The 4,443-nt window shown below is 36.1% G+C and carries 3 protein-coding genes; all 3 read left to right on the forward strand.

Features of this window, described 5'->3' with window-relative positions:
• Positions 1–343, forward strand: a 343-nt coding sequence (locus tag ACGHIN_RS16690; RefSeq protein ID WP_390456165.1) for a T9SS type A sorting domain-containing protein, incomplete at its 5' end; no start/stop codon positions are given.
• Positions 344–353: 10 nt separating this feature from the next.
• Entirely contained in the window at positions 354–3,707 is a 3,354-nt protein-coding gene (locus ACGHIN_RS16695; protein WP_390456168.1) for a hypothetical protein, read from the forward strand.
• A gap of 8 nt (positions 3,708–3,715) precedes the next feature.
• The coding region (locus ACGHIN_RS16700) for a DUF6443 domain-containing protein (RefSeq protein ID WP_390456171.1) at positions 3,716–4,443 on the forward strand (728 nt) is incomplete at its 3' end.

The raw sequence follows: 4,443 nt of genomic DNA on the forward strand, positions 1-4,443 counted from the left end.
GGACGGTTCTATTATACTGGCAGGAACCAGTGCGGAGGAATTAGGAAAGGAGAACTGGAAGATTGTGAAGCTGGGAGACGGACAGATTGATCAATTGATCGAGAAGCAGGACATCAGAGTCTATCCAAATCCTGTGTCAGATTATACCTATGTAGAAATCGGCTATGAGTTTAAGGAGGCGGATATTTTACTGTATGATATGAGTGGCAAGCTGTTGCAACAAACTAAGACTAAGAATAAGGTAACGAAGATCAACACGCAACCTTTAATTCAGGGAGCATACTTGGTGACCATTAAAACGGATACCAATAAAAACGCAAGTGCGAAAATTATTAAGAAATAAACACTAGATAATGAAGAAAACATATTTTTTACTATTCTTACTATTTTGTTCAATAGGTTTTGCCCAAATTAAAGAAGGGAATTATAATATTCCAAACATTTTTCCATCTTCTCCTGATGTATATCAATTAGGAAGCTATGGCAATGTAAGCATTGGAGAATACACTGGCACAATGCAACATGATATTCCTTTATTTGAATATAGTGTCGGAGATATTAAAGTTCCTGTTACCTTACAGTATTCAAGTAATGGGGTAAAAGTAGACGATTATAATTCAATAGCAGGATTAGGATGGTCATTAAGCACTGGAGGGGTAATTTCAAAAATTACCAGAGATAGTGATGATTTGGCTTATGATTTTTACTGGCAAAAATATAATGAAGTAGAACAAGGGCTGAAGCTAAACTTTTTCCAGCAGGTTATTGTACAGGATAAGTTTGACACTGAGAAAGATTTATTCAGAATTAATATCCCAGGGATATTCTCCAACACATTTATAAAGAAAGGAGATAAGTTTGATAACAATGAATGGCTGCAGGAAAAAAAGACGGATTTCAAAATAGAGAAATCAGTAGATCAGAACCAGAATGTTTCTTTTATCATTACCTCACCACAAGGGATAAAATATTATTTTGAATTATTAGAAAACTCCATTTTCAGAACCCATGGAATGGGCTGGACGGTACCTGATGTTTCTTTAGGGTCAGCCTATTTTTTAACAAAAATAACGGATACCAAGAATAATTCAGTAATTATTGAGTATGAGCCCGAAATATTATCATATACTTCCAGTTCCAATGAAATATATAATTTCTTTGATAATTCCAGTAATAATATTACTTGTCAGAATGATCCAACCAACAATCCTACCGCCGGTGTAGCTGGATATAAGAAAGGATCAAATTTGGTCCGATATGAAACCTTCAGAATAAAAAAAATTAAAAATAATATCAATAATCATGTAATAGATTTTACCTATGCATCAAAAGTGAATGATGTTGAAAACAGATCAATGTATCTGGATGAAATCAAGCTTTCTGCCAATGGAACTATTGATTTCTATAAAATGGATTACTTAGTAACATCCAATAGCAGGGTGTTTTTGCAAAAAGTTTTTTCAACGATATCTAATAAAAGCTATGACCTGGAGTATCTTAATCCTTACCAACTACCAAAAAGGCTATCAAATGCTCAGGATTTTTGGGGATATTATAATGGAGCATCGAATTCTTCTTTAATTGCCAAAATAGATCATCCTTATTTAGAAAATCAAAACTTTACTTTCGCTAACAGAGAAGTAAACCCAACTCTTTCTCCATCAGGATTATTGTCTAAAATAATATATCCTACAGAAGGCTATACTAAAATCACCTATGAGCCCCATACAGAATGGGGAACTAAGGTAATACCAAGTCCGCTAAAGCATAAATATCTCTCTATTCTCACCGATGAGATTACATCACAAAAACAGGTGACAACAACTTTTTACTCAGGAAAGAATCAGAAAATCAAATTCACAGGCGGTGCTCAGTATAATCAGGATTGTTCTTTCCCGATGACCCACGAGCCCAGGGTTTATTTAAAAGTTAAAAACCTTTCAACGGGCAATAACATTCCGTTACAGATATTAACGTCTTATGGCTATGCTAATACAACCAATACCTATTTTTATCCCGGTGGAACTAACATCTTTTATATAGATGGTGAAGTGGGAATACAATATGAAATAACTCTTGAAGTTTTGAGAATGTGTTTCGGAGGCGGTGTTGATGCAGAATATTTTGAAAGTCCGGATACAACAATAGAAACAAATATTCCAATGGGCGGAAATAGAGTGGAGAAAATAGAACATTTTGACAACGTATCTTCTACTCCTGTTATTGAAAAATGGTATTATGCCCATAAAGACCTGCTTACAAAATCCTCTGGCGATAATTTCTACAAACCTGTGATATGGAAGATGTCTGAGGGAACAGGGTATTGCCCGCCTAGTACTGGTCCCACTCCTACAATGGATTATGAATATATTCCATACAAATATGTAAGTGTATATTCTAATAGCTTGATTCCGCTTTTTGGAAATGAAAGCCAAAATATAAGTTATCAATATATAACAAAAAGCATCGGGGGTCTTAATTTTGAAAAGGGAGGAAGGTTTACGGAATACACTATAGGTAATGATCCTATTGCATCAAATTTGTTTGGTTATGGATCTTACCGAGGTGGAAATCATACTAATTCTATTTGGAATAAAGGGCTGATAAAAACTACTGAAGACTTAATGGTTTCTAATTCTTCTTTAAAAGTATTAACAAAAACTACGAACGATTACTATTATAATCAGGATAAACGTGAAGAGATTGAAAGCCTTATGGGTGTTAAATATGCAACTCCTCAAATGATACAGATGCTTGAATATAATTGTAGTGCAACAGATGTAGTATCGCAACAAGGTTACAGCCCTTGTTACGGCAAACCGGTAGGATATCAAATATTTTATTTACCTTTTAATGACCTCAAAATGTTTGGCGAAGTCCTGAGATATAAATTTGTCTCTCATGATTATAATTTAAAAACAGTTACTAAAAGAGAATATTTTAACAATACAGAGTTAGTGAATCTGGAAAATACTATTTATGGTACACTGCACTTTCAACCCGTTTCAAAGGAAATGGTGTCAAGCGATAATTCTATTCAGAAAACCACTTACAGCTATGCTCATGAGAAAGGCAACCAGTTAATGATCAGTAAAAATATGGTTGGAATTCCTTTAGAAACAACTATCACAAAGGCTATCGGCAGCACGACCAAAACATTGTCAAAAACAGAAACGATATATCCAACTTCCGTTCCAACGGCAGAAACGGGAAGCTTGGTGTTACCAACGTCAGTGTTATCTTATGACCTTCAAAATCCTGCAACAGGATCTGCCGAGGTGACCTACAATAAATATGATGCTAAAGGAAACTTATTGCAGTACACTCTTAAATCAGGCGTTCCTGTTTCTGTAATTTGGGGGTATAACAATACACAGCCAATCGCAAAAGTAGAAGGAGCAACCTATGATCAATTGATGAGCTCAGGGCTCATATCTGCTATTGTTTCAGCATCTGACAATGACGCTTCTGATCCAGGCACCGAAGCAACCCTTATCATGGCTCTTGACACATTCAGAAATTCTTCTGCCTTGTCTGGTTATCAAATCAGTACTTATACTTACAATCCTTTAATTGGAGTAACCAGTATTACTCCACCATCCGGAATCAGGGAAGTATATGTCTATGATACTGCGAATCGATTGGAAAAGATTGTCGATGTCAACGGTAAAGTGTTGAAAGAATTCAAATACAATTATAAAAACTAAACACAGATATGAAAAAAATAATCATCCCCATAGGTGCTTTGCTGGTGACGGGCTTACTTCATGCCCAGACTTCACCCAGCAGCACCGAAAACTATGTATATACCAAAATCTATCTATCGGATCCTACAGCAGGAACCCCAAAAACTTCTGAAACTGTTCAGTATTTTGACGGATTGGGAAGAGCAAAACAGGTGGTGAATGTAAAAGCTTCACCAACAGGAAAAGATGTGGTTTCTTATATCGAATATGATGCATTTGGAAGACAGGTCAAAGATTACCTTCCTGTGCCACAGTCAGGAACCCAGAATGGAACTATTTATACTTCACCACTTGGAAATGCCACAGCTATTTACGGAAGCGAAAAGATCTATTCCGAAAAAGTCTTGGAAAGCTCACCGTTAGACAGGATCCAACAACAAATCCAGGTAGGAAATGACTGGAGTACCAAACCTGTGAAGTTTGAATATGATGCTTGCATGGTAGCTGATGGAGTGAGAAAATTTACTACCTCTACGACTTGGGAGAATGGCGCTACCAAAACCGTACTTGGAGAGAACTGGTTGTATACCGACGGGCAGCTGTATAAAAACACCGTAACGGATGAAGATGGTAATAAAACCATAGAGTTTAAGAATGAAGAAGGACAGACTATTCTGGTAAGAAAAGTGTTAAGTTCCACAGAAAATGCCGATACCTATTATGTGTATAATGAGTACAACCAGCTGGCTTATGTTCT

This window comes from Chryseobacterium barbadense (assembly GCF_042849955.1).
Classification (GTDB): Bacteria; Bacteroidota; Bacteroidia; order Flavobacteriales; family Weeksellaceae; genus Chryseobacterium.

Excerpts from the sequence above, each read along its gene's own strand:
- ACGHIN_RS16695 (WP_390456168.1), top strand. The coding sequence starts at position 354 with ATGAAGAAAACATATTTTTTACTATTCTTACTATTTTGTTCAATAGGT.